We start from the raw sequence: 16,558 nt of genomic DNA, 5'->3' as shown, positions 1-16,558 counted from the left end.
CGCCGGGCTTTCGTGTTTGCAGGTTGCGTTGCCCCCCTCTTTCGCGCGACACTCCGGGGCGAGAGACTCCGATGGCAACTGACGACACGATCAGCTGCGCCGTTTGCGGCGCCAGCAACCCGGCCACCTCCCCGCGCTGTGCCTCCTGCGGTGCGCGCTTGGAGGAGTTGACGCGCGACCTCACGGAAGACGAAGAGGCCGCGCGCCGCTATCAGCAAGACACGTTCGAGTGGAAGTGGGTGTTGATCGCCTTCGTGCTCGACATGATCCTCGGCGCATTGGTGTTCGCCGGCCTGCCCATGGTCCTGCCCATGTACGACCCGCAGGGGTCCGTGGGGCTCGCCATCGCAGGTGGCGTGTGGTTCGTGGGCGCGGTCATCGTGGGTCGGCTCTCGCCGGGCAAGACCTTCCTCGAGCCCCCGGTCGGCGCGCTGCTGGCTGTGCTCCCCACGCTCGCTTACCTGGACAGCATCGCGGACGTGCACGAGCTGCCGAAGCTCGCCTACGTGGTGGGTGGCCTGCTGGGCATCCTGGCCACGCTGATGGGCGCGTTCGTCGGCGAGAAGCTGCAGCCGGCCGCCACGCGCAAGCGCGCGTAGCTCGGTTCTCGCCGATTCGTCGATCGCCCGTCACGAGACGGTTGATCCCGAATCGGGTGACGGGCACGATGCGTCCATGTCCGCGCCCAAGCCGCCTCTACCTCCGAAACGAGCGGCGCCCCCCCCACCCGCGCCCGTGAATCGTGCGGCGCCCGTGCCGAAGGCCACCCTCGCGCGCATCGAGCTCGCCGAGAACGTGCTGCGTCTGCGCGACGAGCAGCTGAAGGCGCGCGTGGTCTACTTCGAGCCGCAGATCCAGACCAACGCCGAGCTGGACGCGATCACCGCGCAGGTCGTCGCCGAGCTGCAGACGCTGCAGGCGGAGCAGCTCGCCAGCACGGCGCCCACCGACCCGGCCGAGATCGAGATCGCCTTGATGAAGGAGCTGCGCGAGCTCCTCGAGAAGATGGTCTCGGCGCGCCGCGAGGCGTTCCTGCGCCACAAGATCGAGCTCATCCAACGCAAGATCACGAACCTCTTCTTCACCTCCGAGATCTACGCGAACCCCTCCGTGGCGCAGAGCGCGAAGACCATCTTCGCTTACGCGGACGAGGCCCTGTTCCACGTGCTGCACCACAACGAGGCGCTCATGATCGACGAGCTGCGGAGCCTCAACTACCGCAGCGACCGGGTGCAGGCCGACGCCATCGAGCGCCTGCAGCGCTTCTCGAAGATGCTCGTTTCGGAGACCCTGGCGCGCAGCCGCCCCGAGCTCGAGCGTTTGCTCATGGTGTACCGCGACGTGTTGCTCGTGTTCCTGATGCGCGACTTCCGCGAGAGCCTGGGCGAGTTCTCGTGGGAGGTCATCAAGGAGAGCCGTGTCGCGCATGGGAACGCGCTCACCTACAAGATCCAAGAGGCCTCGTTCCCGGAGTTCCGCAAGGTCTTCGAGCGCAAGTTCCTCGACAACATGCTGAGCCACATGCAGGCGCCGCTGGCCGCCCACCTGAACGGAGAGGGCTCTGACGCGTTCCGCCCCGAGACGCTCCAGTTCGCGGCCGACGCGCGCATCTATGCCGAGATCTGCGCGGTGTGGTGCAACGCCATCTACGCCTACCTGCACGGCGAAGGCTGGCTGGACCTCCCGGTCCAGTGGCAGCAACACCTCGCCGACGAGTGAGCCCGTGCCCAACGGGGGCACATAGCCCCCCGGGCGAACCGTCAGCCCACGTCGGCCAGCGGCGCGTCGGCGTCTTCGCCGGCCAGCTCTTCGCGCAGGATGGGCGGGGTGAACTGCCCCGGGAAGCGGCCTTCCATGCCCGCGTAGAACGCGCGGATGAGGTCCATGTCGGCCTTGATGTCGCCGCTCGGGTAGATCATGAGCCCGATGCCGGTGCGCTTGGTCTTCCAGTCCAGGAAGCTGAGCGCGATGGGCACATTGGCCGCCGAAGCGATGTGATAGAAGCCCGACTTCCAGTGCGCCTTCTTGCCACGGGTGCCCTCGGCCGGGACAGCCAGCACGAAGCCCTCGCCGCTTCTGGCCATCTCGGCAAAGCGGTCCACGAACTGCGCGACCACGCCGCCCGCCTTGGTGCGGTCGATGGGGATGCCACCCAGCGGCTTCAGCAACCAGCCGAGCGGCGGCTTGAACAGCGTGTCCTTGCCCATCCAGTGCATGGGTAGGTCGTAGATGTACGAGCACGCCAGCATGAAGGGGAGGTCCCAGTTGGACGTGTGCGGCGCCGCGATGAGCACGTAGCGCTGCTCCGTGGGGGCGCTGCCTTCGAGCGTCCAGCCCGCGACGCGCAGCCAGGTCTTGCCAATCCACTTCTTCATGGTCGAGCCGCTCCTTTGCGGTCTCTCTAGGTTTATCACGGGCACCCGACGGGACCTGCACGTGGATGTAATTTTTATGTCACGAGCTGGCGGGGAACCACACGCGGAAGCGCGCGCCGCCGCCGTCCTCCGGCGCCGCGTCATCGGCTTCGACACGCCCGCCCGCCCGCTCGACCAGCCCGTGCACGACGGCCAGACCGAGGCCGGTCCCCGCTCCCGCGGACTTGGTGGTCACGAAGGGCTCGAAGAGGTGCGCGCGCACGGACGCGTCGATGCCCGGCCCCGAGTCGGTCACCTGCAGCAAGACCTCCCGCTGCGCCGACGCGGACTGAGACGTGAGCGCCACACGCACTCGCCCTTCGCCGCCGAGCGCGTCCACGGCGTTGAGCAGCAGGTTGAGCACCACTTGGCGGCACGCGTCCGGATCCACGGCAACGCGGGGCAGGTCAGCCTCGAAGTCGCGCGCGAGCACCACGCGGTTCATGTCCTTCTGGGGCGCGAGCAGGCGCAGCGTCTCGTCCACCACGCTGGCCAGGTCCGTGGCCGGAAGCGGCCTCGCGGGAGCGCCGTGCGGCTCGCTGGGCGACCCGTGGCGCGCAAAGTCGAGCAGGTCGCGGATGATCTGGTGCATGCGCTCCGTCTCGCGCTGCACGCGCGCCAGGAACTCGGCGCTCTCTTCGGGCTCGAGCTCTCCCTCCCGCACCAGCTCGAGCAGGCCGAGCACCGCGCTCAGCGGGTTGCCCAGCTCGTGGGCCACACCCGCGGCCAGCCGCCCCACGGAGGCCAGGCGCTCCCCGCGCACCACCTGGGCTTGGGCCGCCTCGAGCTCACGGGTGGTCGCCTCGAGCTCGCGCAGGCGGTTCTCGAGCGCCTCGCGGTCGAGCCGCAGCTGCTTCGCCATACGGTTGAAGCCGAGCGCCAGCTCTGCCACCTCGGCGGCCCCGCTGACCGGCACGTCGTGGTCGAGCTTGCCCTCGGCCAGCCGCGTGACGGCGCGCGTGATGCGCTCCACCGGGCGCACGATCAGCCCCGTGAGCGCCACGTAGGCCAGCAGCAGGATGACCGCCCCCGTGACCGACACATAGCTCAGCACCAGCGACAGATGCGGTGATGTGTCCACGGTGGGCGCACGCACCCAAAGGCGCACGCGATCGCCGTTCGCGAGCACCGCGTCCACGGGCTGGCCCAGCCCGGTGACGCCACGCGCCCATGGCTCGGCGTCGCCGCGCGCGAGCTCCACGCCGCGCACCCCCGCTTCACCCAAGAGAGCCTCGCTCAGCTGCACGAACTGCTCGCGGGGATCCTCGCTCGGCTGCGAGAGCGCGTTGGCCAAGAGCGCGGCCGCAGCCTGGAGGTCGCTCACGCGGTCCTCGGCGCGTGCCCGCTGGGTGATGCGCACCAGCGCCACGCTGAACAACCCGAACGCGAGCACGAAGGTCACCGTCAGCGCGAGGACGATCTGCGAGCGGAGCCCCAGGTGCGTGAGCGTTCTGCGGCGCGGCTCCATCGCCGGCAGCCTATCAATTTCTCGGGGCGCGCGTGGGCCAGAACCTCTGTGGTAGAGTGGCCGCATGACCCAAGCCAGCAGCGCCATGTCTACCTGGATCGGGACCCTGGCCCGCAGCGGCGTCGTCAGCGGAACGGAGGCCGCCGGCCTCGCGGTGGCCGCCTACGTCGTTGGTGAGGACCGCTTGGACCAGCTCCGTGTGTGGTTCGGAGAGCAGAGCCCCGAAGTCGCGCTGCGCGAGAAGCGCGCCGCCATCGAGATCTGCATCTGGATGGCCAACGCCGACCGCAACCTGGATCCGGAGGAGGCCTACTTCCTCAAGCAGCTCGTGATGAGCGCCAGCATGGACGACGACACGGTCGACGCGTTGGTCTCCGCGGTCCACGACCCACCCTCGCTAGACGGCCTCGAGCAGCGCATCACGCACCCGGTGCTGCGCGAGCTGATGCTGGCGCTCAGCTGGGAGCTGGCCGGCACGGACGGCAGCGTGGACCGCGCGGAGGCAGCATTCCACGAGGGCCTCGCCAAGCGGTTGGGCGTGGGCGACGCGCGCGCCGAGGAGCTGCGCTCCGCTGTGACCGAGCGCCTGAGCGCGCCACCTGCGCCCTGACATGACGGGCCGCCCACTTGCCCACCCGCTGCGCTCGAGGCTCGATCAGCAGCGCTCGGACAAGTAGTCGAAGCCGTGCCGCGCGAGGCTCGACGGCGAGAAGAAGTCCACGCCACGCACGAACGCCGCGTAGTCACGGCGCAGTCGGCGCGCGGGGGTGGGCGGCGTCAGGTTGCGCAGGCGCTCCGCCAGCATGACGCGGTCGAACGTGGACTGCTGCGTGAAGCGCAGCCCGATGGAGCGGCCCCGGTCGGTGCCGCGCTGTCCGCGCACCACGCGAGCCACCTCGGCCTCGGCGTCCATCCAATCGGTGCTGTTGGGGGCCCGGAAGCTCACGAGCACGGGCTCGCCCACGCGCACCTGCGCGCCACTCGCCACCTGCATGCCCTCGGGCGACAGATCGATGACGCGACCGCCCAAGAAGCGAAAGCCTTCTTCGGCGACGGCCTGGCAAGGGAGGTCGACCTGTCGACGAGTGGAGCGGCGTTCGATGGCGTTGCGCAGAGTCATGGGAGTCTCCTGTCTGTCTATATCCTACATGTAGTCTGTTATCCGCCAAATTTTCGACCGGTTTTCCGTCCGGCGCCCGGCGTGCTCCCCCTCTTCTCCCCTGCTACGACGGCGCGGTGACCCGAGCGAAGACCAACGAGTTGAAGAAAGCGCTGCTCGCGTACCTCTCCGCGCTGGAGATCGAGCCCGCCGAGCTCCCGCCCCTCGACAACCCCGTAGACGTGCTGGTGGAGGCGCTTCAGCTGGGCGCGAGCCACCCGCACGGCTTCGCGCTCTTGGATCTCTCGGACGCTCCGTACCCCGGCCTGGCCAGCGGTGACCCGTCCGCGCCGTGGCGGATGCAGTGGGCCATCCAGGTGGCGGAGCTCGAGGCGTTCACCTGCCCTGCCATGGAGGAGACACTCTTCCTGGTAGACACGCTAGCCGATCCCGACGGCGGCCATCGCGTCTACACCGCCGAGGACGGCCTGCGCGGAGACCTCGAGTTCGACGACATCGCGTCCGCGCTGAACTGGATGGCGGCGCGCGTGAAGGCCTCGGCCGGCGCGAAGAAGACGACGCTGACGGCGGCCACCAAGAAGTACGCCCGCCTGCTGGACGACAGCTGGGAAGAGGACGACCGCTCGGGCTGGAACGTCTTCGAGGGCCTCTTGGACTCGGGCTTCGCGGAGGCCTGGGACGCGCTCAGCCGTGGCGAGTGGCCCATCCTCGATGGCCGCCTGGAAGCTCACCCCAGCGACCCCCACCCCGCCCTGGCGCGCGCCACCATGACGTGGGTCACCGAGAAGTTCATCCGCACGCGACGCGTGGAGCTGCCCGAGGAGTTCGACGTGGACGGCCTCGCCGCCGTACATCACGCGTTGCTCGAGCAGCTACGCGAGCTCGAGGGGGCGCTCCGCAGCGGCCGTGCACCGAGCGCCATCAGCACCGCGCTCACGAGCGGCGACGACATCGTGCGCGAGCTGGCCGCCGCTTGGCGGGCGCGCTTCGACGCCGCGCAGCGCAGCTTGCGCAGCGCGCCCAGCCCGGACATCGATGTCATGCCCATCCGCCGCGCTGGCAAAGGCCGCGGTCCCGCGGTGGTGGAGGTGGCGGCGCCGAAGCCGGCCGATGATCTCGACCTCGAGGGCGATCTCGGCGATCTCGGAGACCTAGGGGACCTAGGGGACCTAGGGGACCTGGGGGACCTCGACCTCGAGGGCGACGAAGAGTTCGCCGCGCTCGAGCGCGAGCTGGGCCAGAGCAACGTGAGCGCGAGCCCCGGCCGCGGCGCAGCTCAGAAGCCAGCAAAGGCGCCCGCGCCCAAGAGCAATGGCAAGGCCGGCAAGGCCGGCAAGGCCAGCAAGTCGGACGACGACGACCTGGGCGGCCTCGGCGGCGCACTGCGTGCGCTGCTGGGTGGCGGCGGCGGTGGCGGCGCGGACGACCGCGACGACGAGCCCGAGGACGTCGAGATGACGCCCTTCAACCAGAAGCTGATGGCGGCGCTGGACGTGTTGCTCGACCGCATGGAGGCGGACGAGGTCATCGAGATCATCCGCGACCGCAAGCAGATGCTGGTGCGCGAGATGGTGCGCGCCGCGTCGGACGCCCGCAGCCCGAAGCACATGCTGTCGTCGCTGACGCGCGCGCTCGTGGACTCCGAGCAGGTGGAGGAGATCTACGCCACCGACGACCAGATCCAGCGGCTGCTGCGGGGCGCGCTCGGCGGATGACGCGAACGGGCCCGCGCACCCTGGGCGGGGCGCAGCTCTGGAACGACGTGCGCGCGTGGCGTGGGTACCGCGTGCAGTCGTTCGCGCTCTCACCCAGCCACCATCGTCTGTTGTCGCCACACGACCTCGCGCTCGCGAGCGGCTCGCGCGAGGTGTGCATCGCGGCCTACCAGGCGCTGCTGCCCAGCCTTCCACAAGAGCCCGAGCGCGAGCTGGTGGTGCTGCTGCACGGGCTCGGTCGCACGTCGCGCTCGCTGGCCACGCTGCGGCGTCACCTGAGCCGTGCGGGCTACGCCACCCTCGCCCTCGACTACGCCAGCACACGCGATGAGGTGGCTCAGCACGCCGCGCACGTGGCTGAGGTCCTCGCGGCCCTTCCCGAGCGTCACGCGACCAGCTTCGTCACGCACAGCCTGGGTGGCATCGTGGCGCGTCGCCTGCTGGTGGACCACACGGCAGACATCGCTCATCTCACCCCACGTCGCCTCTTCATGATCGCGCCGCCCAGCCAGGGTGCACGCCTAGCGGCGCGCCTCGACAGCGCCCCGTTCCGTGCCGTCTTCGGGCCCTCGGGGCAGCGCATGGCGCAAGTGCACCGCGGCGAGCTGGGCGAGGTGGCCCCTCGACCCACCATCCCGTTCGGCATCGTGGCAGGCACACTGCGTGGCGGCCGCGGGGTCAACCCGCTCATCGAGGGCGACGATGACGGCGTGGTGGGCGTGAGCGAAGCGGCGCTCCCGGGCGCGGAGCTCTTCGCGCTGGTGGAGAGCCCACACACGTTCATCATGAACCACCCGGAGACCATCGCGCGTTGCCTCGAATTCCTGGGCCGCGGGGCACCCGGCCCAGCGGCCTGAGACCGCATCGGCCCCAACAGGGGTTCTCTCCGACACCGCTTTAGGATCTTCTGGTGGCCGCGGCGTTCGCCTACCCTCCGCGCATATGGCGCAGACGGTGGTAGTTCTAGGAGGGGGCATTGGCGGGCTTTCCGCCGCACACGAGCTCGCAGCCCGCGGCTACGCAGTGCGCGTGTTCGAGGCGATGGACATCGCGGGAGGCAAGGCGCGCAGCGTGCGCATCCCAGGCACCGGCACGGATGGGCGCCCCGATCTCCCCGGAGAGCACGGGTTCCGCTTCTTCCCGGGCTTCTACAAACACATCACGGACACGATGAAGCGCATCCCTTACCCCGGGAATGTCGACGGCGTGTACGACAACCTGGTGCAAGCATCGCAGTTCCAGATCGCACGCATCGGGCAAACGGATCCGGTGCTGGTGGCGCGCTTTCCGCGCAGCCTGAGCGAGTTCAAGGAGGCGATCGTGGCGCTCGCCACGGCCAACTTCGGCATCCCCGAGATCGAGGCGCTGTTCTTCGCCACACGGCTCGTGGCCCTGCTGAGCTCGTGCGACGAGCGCAGGTTCGGACAGTGGGAGCAGATGTCGTGGTGGGACTTCATCGAAGCCGACAAGATGAGCCCCGAGTACCGCCTCTACCTCGCCCGCGGACTCACGCGCTCGCTGGTGGCCATGCGCGCCGAGATCGGCAGCACGCGCACGGTGGGCTACATCCTGCTGCAGCTCTTGCAGGATCTGCTGCGCCCGGGAGAGACCCTCGACCGCCTGCTCGATGGCCCCACCAACGACGTCTTCATCGACCCCTGGGTGCAACACATCGAGCAGCTGGGCGTCACCTACGAGCTCGAGCGCCCGCTCGAGGCCATTCACATGGCGGGCGGACGCGTCAGCAGTGTCGATGTGCGCAAGCCCGATGGAACCATCGAGAGTGTCACGGCGGACCACTACGTCTCGGCTATCCCGGTCGACCGCTTCGTGCACTTCGTGACGCCCGACATGAAGGCGGCGGCGCCCGAGCTCGGCAAGCTGTCGCAGCTGCACACCGAGTGGATGAGCGGGATCCAGTTCTTCCTGCGCGACGACGTCCCGCTCGCCCACGGGCACACCATCTACGCGGACTCACCCTGGGCGCTCACGAGCATCTCGCAGCAACAGTTCTGGTCGGAGCGCCTGTCGGGCGTGGGCGATGGGACCGTGCGCGGCATCCTCTCGGTGGACATCAGCGACTGGACCTCGCCAGGCTTCCTCTTGCATCAGCCCGCCGACGCCATCGACGATCGGCAGAAGATCAAGGACGAGGTGTGGGAGCAGCTGCGGCTCTCGTTGAACGACGATCCAGGCGTGGACCTGATGGACTCGAACCTCGCCCACTGGTACTTGGACGACAGCATCGTGACCGGCGGGGCCAGCGGAAAGCCCGAGAACCGCGAGCCGCTGCTCGTGAACACCGTGGGCTCGTGGGCAGACCGCCCGGAGGCGCACACCGGCATCCCCAACCTCTTCCTGGCGTCGGACTTCGTGCGCACCTACACGGACCTGGCCACCATGGAGGGCGCCAACGAAGCGGCGCGCCGCGCCGTGAACGCCATCCTCGAAGCGGACCACAGCAGCGCGAAGCCGTGCGAGCTGTTCCCGCTCGAGGAGCCCCTGGTGTTCGAGCCGCTCAAGCTGCTCGACAAGATTCGCTTCCGCCTCGGCCTGCCCCCACTCGCCGCCCCGGACCTCGTCCCTTGATTCGACGGAGCATCTGACATGCCCCCCCCTCTTCATCTCGACTCGACCCCACGCGAAGGCCTCGACTGGGGGTTGCGCGCCATCGACCAGAGCGAGGTCGAGTCGTTCGCCGCGGCGCTGCCACTCAGCGCTGCGGATCAGCGCGCCATCGTCGCCACGCTCTTCCATTTCCCGAGCGAGTGCCAAGTGCGCGGGATGTTCTTCGATGGGTTGGTCAACGTCATCAAGCGTCAGCGGGACGCAACGCTGGCCGATCAGCTGATGGCCCACGCCGGCGTGCGTGGGCGTGTGATCCCCTTCGCGCTGCTGCCCCACCGCGACTTCTACAAGCTGTACTTCATGGCCGCGCCGGTGCTCCATCCGAACGTGCCGCTCGAGCAGGCCATGGAGCGCATCGCCGAGACCTTCTACCCCGTGTTCCGCGACAGCATGGTGGGGCGCACCCTCAGCGCCATGATGGGCAAGGATCCGCGGCGCGTGCTCGAGCGTCTGGTGGATGCCTACAAGATGAGCGTGCAGGACAACGAGCACGCGGTGCGCGTGTCGGGCGAGCGCGCGATGATCTGGGAGTGTCGCGTGGAGCCCAGCCCCTTCTACGCGGACACGTTCCGCGGCATCGTGTCCGGGACGCTGAAGTCGCACGGGGTCCTCGGCGGGCGTGTGGAGACCATCTCCCGCGTGGCCGATGGGCCCGAGCACGCGCGCTGGGTGTTCCGCATCAGCTGGTAGCCTGCCTCCCACGACAACGGCCCACGACGACGGCCAGCGCCCTGAGTGGTGCTGGCCGTCGTTGCGTTTGGGCGTGGCACGGCGGGAACGGGCTCTGAGGGCGCGCATCCCAATTCAGTGCTACATATGTCCTCAATACCCCCGAGCAACCTCTCGCGTTGGCCGCGTGTTTGGTCGTTTTGGTCGATTACAAGATTGCCAAGTGCACAATTCGTACTATACAAGTCCCGTGTTGACGGAGAAGCACACCACCAAGGGTGACGAAGCCGCCCATGATGGACTGACCGGCGGGCTGGACGACCTCCAGCTCCCCAGCACACTCGAGCGGGTGCTGCTGGACGCGATCCAGCTCGGCCACGGCGAGGTGGTGATTCACACTCCGGAGCACCAGGACCGCATCTTCCTCGCGGGCGGGGCCATCGCCTGGGTGGTCTCCCATGACGGGGCGGGACGCCTGTCCGAGGTCATGCAAGCGCGCGGACTCGCTTCACACCCCACGCTCCAGCAGGTGTGGAAGGGCTGCCGCACGTCAGGGCGAAACTTCGCGGAGGCGCTCGTCGACGAGGGTGTCGTCGACCGGCAAGCGATGCGGAGTGCGCTGCTCGAGCACAACGCCCGGCAGCTGGCGAGCCTCCTGCATCGCGCGGAAGGCGGGCGCGTGGTCTTCCACTCCGTGGAGCGCAGCTACGCGTCGGACCTGTGCTTCTCGCTCGCGGAGCTGGCCGCGGAGATCCGCCGACTCACGGAGGGTCCCGACACCGCCGTCATCCCTGTCTCCCACGCGCTGGCTCCCGCAGCGCGTCCTTCATCCCCCCCAAAACGTCCTCGGAATCAAGCCATCATGTCCACCATCAGCAAGAGCCTCGAAGAGATCATGACCCTCGACGGCGCAGTCGCCGCCGCTCTCGTCGACTGGGAGTCTGGTCTCACCCTCGGCACCATCGGCGGGAACAGCGGGTTCGACATCGAGCTCGCCGCCTCGGGCAACACCGGCGTCGTGAAGTCCAAGATGCGCGTCATGCGCGAGCTGGGCATCCCTGGCGCCATCGAGGACATCCTCATCACCCTCGAATCGCAGTACCACCTCATCCGCCCGCTTGCGCGCAACCCCTCGCTCTTCCTGTATGTCGCCATCGACAAGAGCCGCGGCAACTTGGGCCTCGCTCGGCACCGCATGCGCGGGATCGAAGATGGCCTGAAGCTCTGAACCCCGCTCGAGCGAGCTGGCCATGGCCTACATCGACCCCGACTCGGGCGAGTTGACTCTTCGCATCGTCTACGACGGCGTGCCAGGAGCCGGAAAGACCACGAACATCCGCGTGCTGCACGAGACCTTGTTCAGCGCGCGGAGAGGGACCCTGGCCGCGCCAGGCTCGTCGAGCCGGCGGACCGAGTTCTTCGACTGGCGCGCGCTCGAAGGAGGCTACCTCGATGGGCGCCCCGTGCGGCTCCACGTCGTGAGCGTGCCAGGCCAGTGGTCGCTGCGCGCGCGCCGTCGCCTCTTGCTGCGCTCTGCCGACGCCGTCTGCTTCGTGGCGGAGGCGTCCGCGAGCCGCATGGCCGCGCAGGGGCGCATGCTCGCGACACTGCGCGAGATCGTCCCCGACGTGGAGCAGCGGCTGGTGTTGCAGGTGAACAAGCTCGACCTTCCGGACGCGCTGTCGCCTGCCCAGGTGGGCGCCGAGCTCGGGCTGCTGCCGTCCGTGCGCATCCTGCCGGCACGAGCGGATCAGCACGAGGGGGTGAGCGAGACCTTCCTGACGCTGACACGCCTGGCGACGACCACCCTGCGCGGGGCACAGGCGAGCGGAACGTTCTCACCCGTGGCCATCGCGCTCACGCCCGAAGAGCTGCACGAGGAGATGCTCGGGCTCGAGGATGCCTGGTGGCACGCCCGCGACGACGGCGACGAGCCGCTCTCGGAGGACTGGTCCGAAGCGGGACTGTGAGCGCGAACGCGTCAGCGCCGTGCGAACAGGTCGCGCCCCGCTAGCCCCTCGACACGCAGACCAAAGCGACCGAGCGCGGTGGGGGTGACATCGAAGAGGCTAGCGCCCTCGACGCGGTCGCCAGCGGGGATGCCCGGCCCGGCCGCGACGAAGACGCCGTCCCAGTCGTGGTTGCAGCCATCGGGCCCGCCATCGTTGCTCTGCCGGAACAGGCTCGGGTGGCCCACGGTGCCGAGCGCGCGGTGGTCCAGGTCGTCGAGGTAGAGCATCAGGTCGGGCGCCTCACCACGCGTGGCCCGGTACGACTCGTTGGGCTTCACGGCGCGCACCGGAAAGGCGCTTCCATTGGGGCGCTTCACGCGCCCGAGCGCCTCGATGATCGCGTCGCGCGTGCGCTCGTAGTCGGCGGGCGGAACGACCCCCTCGGGCTCGCGGCCGGCCACGTTCAGGAACACCCGCGCATAGTAGCCGCCCTCGGCCCAGGCGCGCGTGCCGGACCACACCACGCCGGCTTCGCGCAGCGGCGTGGGCGCACTCACGGCAGCGTGCTGCAAGAAGCCCGTGCTGCTCAACCAGTCGTTGATGCAGAAGCCGCCCAGCATGGACTTCGCCCCGTGGTCGCTCACGATCATGACGGTGCAGTCGGGCGGCACATCGGCCAGCAGCTTGCCCAGCTGTGCATCCAAGAACGCGTAGTAGCGCTCGGGTGCGTCCGCATACGCGCTGCCCGGTTGGTGCAGCGGGTGGCGCGCGTCGAAGTGCGAGAAGAACGCGTGGTGGAAGCGGTCGGGCCCCATCTCCACCATCATCATGAACTCGGGGGACTGCCGCGCGAGCACGTCACGCGCCATGGCCACGTGCTGCTCGGCCATGGCGTGCAGCTCGCCCCAGATGCGGTCCAGGTCGTCGGTGCGAAAGTCACGCACGTCGGCGTGGTAGGCGCCGTGCCGCTCCTCGAGCTGCGCCCCCAGCCCCGGCGGGAACGTGAAGGGCGCCCCCTCCGGCGTGAGGAAGCAGGAGGCCATCACACCCCGAACGGGTGTCGGCGGATAGGTCAGCGGCACGAACAGAGGAGCCACTCGGTGTCCGGCGTCGCCCAGGTAATCCCACAGACGCTTCACCCGCACGTCGCGGCTGTCCGCCGTGCGCAGGCCGTACTCACCCCGCACCCGGTTGCGAAACCCGTAGAGCCCCAGCTCGCCCGCGTCGCGGCCGGACGTCATGCAGGCCCAGGCCGGCACGGTGATGGGCGGCTCACTCGAGCGCAGCGGCCCGTGCACACCGCGCTCGATGAGCGCCGACACATTCGGCATGACGTCGCGGCAGCGGTCGAAGAGCAGCGCGGGGGGCACGCAGTCGAGCCCGAGGATCAGCAGACGAAGCACGCCACGGAATATGGCACCCATTGCCATTTGACGACACATCGCCGATCCTGTCCGGATGTTCGCTGCCCCCCTCCGCTGCTCCCAGCGGCTCGTGTCGCGCTTTCTCTTCTCCACGCTTTTCGTGACTGCCGGCCTCGGCGCAGGCTGCGGAGGCGGCCAAACCGAGGACCAAGCGGCCGTGCTGGCGGTGCCCGAGACCACGCGCATGGTGCTGCCCACGCTGCGCCGTGAGGTGCACGTGGTGCGCACGGAGGCGAACATCCCGCACATCTACGCCCACAACGAGCGCGACCTGCGTGTGGTGCAGGGCTACTTGGCTGCCGCCGACCGCTACTTCTCCATCGAAGCGGGCCGGCGCTTGGGCTGGGGCGAGCTGTCGTCGTTGGTGGGTGACGTGGCGCTGTCGGGCGACCAGCTGTCGCGTGGCCAGGGCCTCGCGGTGGTGGCGCAGCGCATCCTGGACCAGCTCACGCCCGAGCAGCTGGACACGTTCGAGGCGTATGCCGAAGGCATCAACGCGTACATCGACGCCGTGGCCGTGCAGGAAGCCGAGCCGCCCACGGAGCTCACGCTGCTGCGCCTGGTCATCCCACGCGCCGAGCCGGTGATGCGTCACGTCACGGGCCGGGATCTGATCGGCTGGCTGGCTGCGGTGACGTTCCAGCAGGGGTACGACAGCCTCGACGTGGAGCGGGCCAGCGTGGAGGCGCGCCTGGACGAGGCCTTCACCGGCTCCGGCCTGCCCAACGAGGCGCTGCGCCAAGCGGGCATCGTGCAAGACATCTGGACGCCGGTGCGCCCGCTGCGCAACACCACCACCACACCCGGCTTCGGCCTGACCACCGGCGCCATGGCCAACGCGGCGGGGCTCGTGGGGCCGCGCTCCATCGCTCCGAGCCGCGGCGCAGACGTGAGCGAGACGCTGCTGAACCGCGTGCTGGCGCGCGCGAACCGCTGGGAAGAGCTGGTGCACGGGGGTCGCGACCAGGACTACGGCTCCAACGTGTGGGCCATGACGGCTGCGAGCACCACCGACGGGGTTGCGCTGCTGGCGGGGGATGGCCACTTGCCGCTCACGGTGCCGAGCTTGCTCTACCACACCGGCCTCGACACCTCGGTCTTCGGCGGCCGGCGCGACGCGCTGCGCCAGCTGGGGCTCTTCTTTGCCGGCGTGCCCTACATGGGCGTGGGCACCAACGGCAACGTGGCCTACAGCATCACCTATCTCTATGGCGACCTGACCGACTGGTACCGCGAGGAGATCCAGCTCGACGCGAACGGCGCGCCCAGCGCGAGCCTCTTCGAGGACGAGTGGCGCCCGCTGGTGGGCATCGACGAGGTCTACGAGATCGCGAACGTGCCCGCCTTCGACTCGGTGGGCCGCTCGGAGACCTGGACGCGCTACACCACCTTCGACGGTCGCCTGCTGGCGGAGCTCGAGGGGCGCGTGGTGGAGGCCGACACGGTGCCGGGCGCGGGCGAGACGCTGGTCAACGTGCAGGGCGTCTACATCATCCCCGAAGACACCGACATGGACGGGAAGATCACGGCCATCTCGTTCGACTACACGGGCTTCGACATCGCCAACACGGTGCAAGCCGCCGACGGGCTCGGGCGCGCGGAGAACGTGGCCGAGATGCGGGAAGCCAGCCGCCGCTTCGTGGGCTTCGGACAGAACCTGGGCGCCGCGGACATCCACGGCGACGTCTGGTACGGCAGCTACAACGCGCTGCCCTGCCGCGACAACCTGCGCAACGCCGACCGTACGTGGGCCGCGGGCGGCGACCCCCGCTCGCTGCTGGACGGCAACCGCTTCGGCGCCTTCACCATCCCGCTCAACGACGAAGGCCTGCCCGACGAGGCCGACCCGGAGCACTGCCTGGTGCCCTTCGAGGAGTGGCCCATGGCCATCTCGCCGGCAGCCGGCTTCATCGCCAACGCCAACAACGACATCGGCGGGATGACCGTGGACGACGACCTGACCAACGACGCGTGGTACCTGGGGTACGACTTCGACGGGGGCTACCGTGCCACCACCATCTCCGACCGCCTCGCGGAGCTGGCGGCCACGAGCTCGGGCAGCCTCGAGGCCATGCGCGCGCTGCAGGCCGACCACCACTCCCCGGTGGGCCGTCACCTCGCGCCGCTCGCCCTCGCGGCCATCCAGCGGGCGCAGCAGCTGAACATGAACGACCCCGTGCTGAGCGCCGACGAGCAGCGCCTGGTCGACCTCTATGTGGCGAACCTCACCGCCTTCGACGAGGTGGAGACGCGCCTCGAGACCTGGCTCATGCGCGGCGCGCAGGCCGAGAGCGGCGTCGAGACTTTCTACGAAGCGCCGACGCAGGAGCAGCGCGAGGCGGCCGTGGCCACCATGATCTGGAACGAGTGGCTGCGCGGGATGCACGACACCATCTTCGGCGACGAGAACGTGGCCTTCGTGTTCGAGGCGGACGCCGCCCTGCGCATCAAGGCGCTGGTCTGGCTCCTCGAGGGCCGCGGTGCCAGCAACCCCGACAACCTGGCGTCGTGGGACGCGGCCACGGAGGAGTCGGTCTTCTTCGACGACGCCACCACCGTGGGTGTGGTGGAGCGCAGCGACGAGATGCTCCTGAGCGCGCTGGCCGGGGCGCTGGGTCGCCTGGGGGCGGCCCCCGACCCGGAGGTGCCCGGCGTGGGCGGTTTCGACACCACGGACATGGACGAGTGGCTCTGGGGCCTGCGCCACCAGGTGCGCTTCCAGTCGCTGGTGACGCAGTTCGCGGGGGACATCCCGGAGGTCGCCCTGCTGGGGCGTGACATCAACACCGCGCGGCTGCCGCTCTTCCCGGACCTCCCCGCGGCCGACCCGCGCGCCTCGCTGCCGTGGTTCCCGCGGCACAGCGACCTCTACTCGGTGGATGCGGCCCACCCACCGCTCACCACGGGGTCGCCCTACACGTTCGGGAACGGACCGGTCATGCGCATGGTGTTCCACATGGAGCCGGGCAACGTCACGGGCGTGAACATCGTCCCGGGGGGGCAGTCCGGCATCGCGGCTTCCGACCACTTCGACGACCAGGCGCGCCTCTGGCTGGCCAACGAGGTGCTCCCGGCCCGCTTCGAGCTGGCCGATGTCCTGGCCGGCGCGACCGGCCGGGAGGTCTTCGCCCCCCGCTGAGCCCCTCCTGCACGCGCGCAGGGCCCCGT

At 69.4% G+C, this 16,558-nt stretch carries 14 protein-coding genes; 10 read left to right on the top strand and 4 right to left on the bottom strand.

Translation table 11 applies throughout. From position 1 onward, the window contains the following. The first annotated feature begins 71 nt into the window (after window positions 1-71). Window positions 72-599 (top strand): hypothetical protein, encoded by a 528-nt coding sequence (locus tag IPI43_18245; GenBank protein MBK7776042.1) that lies wholly within the window; start codon window positions 72-74, stop codon window positions 597-599. A 154-nt stretch (window positions 600-753) separates the two neighbouring features. Continuing rightward, window positions 754-1,719 (top strand): hypothetical protein, encoded by a 966-nt coding sequence (locus IPI43_18240; GenBank protein ID MBK7776041.1) that lies wholly within the window; start codon window positions 754-756, stop codon window positions 1,717-1,719. A gap of 41 nt (window positions 1,720-1,760) precedes the next feature. Here the strand turns inward: IPI43_18240 and IPI43_18235 are convergent, their stop codons facing one another. Together IPI43_18235 and IPI43_18230 are read right to left on the bottom strand one after the other, a co-directional pair. Continuing rightward, on the bottom strand, window positions 1,761-2,375 hold the full coding sequence (locus IPI43_18235) for a lysophospholipid acyltransferase family protein (GenBank protein MBK7776040.1): 615 nt from the start codon (window positions 2,373-2,375) through the stop codon (window positions 1,761-1,763). Between the two features lie 79 nt (window positions 2,376-2,454). Next, window positions 2,455-3,882: a HAMP domain-containing protein gene (locus tag IPI43_18230; GenBank protein ID MBK7776039.1), complete on the bottom strand. Its 1,428-nt coding sequence runs from the start codon at window positions 3,880-3,882 to the stop codon at window positions 2,455-2,457. Window positions 3,883-3,946: 64 nt separating this feature from the next. Here IPI43_18230 and IPI43_18225 point away from each other — a divergent pair, with 64 nt between their 5' ends. Beyond that, entirely contained in the window at window positions 3,947-4,492 is a 546-nt protein-coding gene (locus IPI43_18225; protein ID MBK7776038.1) for a hypothetical protein, read from the top strand. A 45-nt stretch (window positions 4,493-4,537) separates the two neighbouring features. Here the strand turns inward: IPI43_18225 and IPI43_18220 are convergent, their stop codons facing one another. Next, a complete protein-coding gene (locus tag IPI43_18220; GenBank protein MBK7776037.1) occupies window positions 4,538-5,002 on the bottom strand; it encodes a PilZ domain-containing protein in 465 nt (154 codons plus the stop codon). 116 nt (window positions 5,003-5,118) lie between these two features. On the opposite strand from IPI43_18220, the gene IPI43_18215 reads away from it, so the two are divergent. The 6 genes from IPI43_18215 to IPI43_18190 all read left to right on the top strand — a co-directional run bounded on the left by IPI43_18215 (window position 5,119) and on the right by IPI43_18190 (window position 11,984). Next, window positions 5,119-6,717: a hypothetical protein gene (locus tag IPI43_18215; protein MBK7776036.1), complete on the top strand. Its 1,599-nt coding sequence runs from the start codon at window positions 5,119-5,121 to the stop codon at window positions 6,715-6,717. Next, window positions 6,714-7,574, top strand: coding sequence for a hypothetical protein (locus tag IPI43_18210; protein MBK7776035.1), 861 nt, complete (start codon window positions 6,714-6,716; stop codon window positions 7,572-7,574). The genes IPI43_18215 and IPI43_18210 overlap by 4 nt, the downstream gene beginning before the upstream one ends. 85 nt (window positions 7,575-7,659) lie before the next feature. Next, window positions 7,660-9,306: an FAD-dependent oxidoreductase gene (locus tag IPI43_18205; GenBank protein ID MBK7776034.1), complete on the top strand. Its 1,647-nt coding sequence runs from the start codon at window positions 7,660-7,662 to the stop codon at window positions 9,304-9,306. Window positions 9,307-9,324: 18 nt separating this feature from the next. Then, entirely contained in the window at window positions 9,325-10,035 is a 711-nt protein-coding gene (locus IPI43_18200; protein MBK7776033.1) for a DUF2378 family protein, read from the top strand. Between the two features lie 841 nt (window positions 10,036-10,876). After that, the gene (locus IPI43_18195) at window positions 10,877-11,242 is read left to right on the top strand and encodes a hypothetical protein (protein ID MBK7776032.1); all 366 of its coding nucleotides are present in this window, start codon (window positions 10,877-10,879) and stop codon (window positions 11,240-11,242) included. Window positions 11,243-11,264: 22 nt separating this feature from the next. Continuing rightward, window positions 11,265-11,984: a hypothetical protein gene (locus tag IPI43_18190; protein MBK7776031.1), complete on the top strand. Its 720-nt coding sequence runs from the start codon at window positions 11,265-11,267 to the stop codon at window positions 11,982-11,984. Between the two features lie 11 nt (window positions 11,985-11,995). Here IPI43_18190 and IPI43_18185 read toward each other — a convergent pair whose 3' ends face one another. Beyond that, the gene (locus tag IPI43_18185; GenBank protein ID MBK7776030.1) at window positions 11,996-13,369 is read right to left on the bottom strand and encodes an alkaline phosphatase family protein; all 1,374 of its coding nucleotides are present in this window, start codon (window positions 13,367-13,369) and stop codon (window positions 11,996-11,998) included. Window positions 13,370-13,424: 55 nt separating this feature from the next. On the opposite strand from IPI43_18185, the gene IPI43_18180 reads away from it, so the two are divergent. Continuing rightward, the gene (locus tag IPI43_18180; GenBank protein MBK7776029.1) at window positions 13,425-16,529 is read left to right on the top strand and encodes a penicillin acylase family protein; all 3,105 of its coding nucleotides are present in this window, start codon (window positions 13,425-13,427) and stop codon (window positions 16,527-16,529) included. The last annotated feature ends 29 nt before the right edge of the window (window positions 16,530-16,558 follow it).

This window comes from Sandaracinaceae bacterium, from assembly GCA_016706685.1.
Lineage (GTDB): Bacteria > Myxococcota_A > Polyangia > Polyangiales > Houyiibacteriaceae > JADJJE01.
The sequence above is the reverse complement of the archived record's forward strand: the minus strand, read 5'-3'. Positions and strand labels throughout refer to the sequence as shown.